Source organism: Streptomyces beijiangensis (genome assembly GCF_017315755.1).
GTDB lineage: Bacteria > Actinomycetota > Actinomycetes > Streptomycetales > Streptomycetaceae > Streptomyces > Streptomyces beijiangensis.
Genome location: NZ_JAFLRJ010001209.1, coordinates 1 through 264, shown reverse-complemented (window position 1 = coordinate 264; position 264 = coordinate 1). Strand labels below are relative to the sequence as shown.

Genomic DNA, 264 nt, shown 5'->3' with positions numbered 1-264 from the left:
GGTCACGAATGTGCTGGAACAGGATCCGCGGCAGGAAGGTCGCCGGGAACACCCAGACGAACCGCACCACCACGACCACCACGAAGACGGCCACCGCGTACCACCCGGCGACCCACCCCTCGTACTCCCCGAGCCCCTTCAGTACGAAGGGCAGCTGGAGCCCGATCAGTGCGAAGACGGCCGACTCCAGGATGAAGGAGACCATCTTCCAGACCGCTTCCTCCTGGAGCCGGGTCGCGAAGTCGACCTGCCACGACCTGTGGC

General features: G+C 65.9%; 1 protein-coding gene. It reads right to left on the bottom strand.

From position 1 onward, the window contains the following. Positions 1 to 264 (bottom strand): cation:proton antiporter domain-containing protein (locus J0695_RS41205; RefSeq protein WP_206969925.1); only part of this gene is annotated, 264 nt, incomplete at both ends.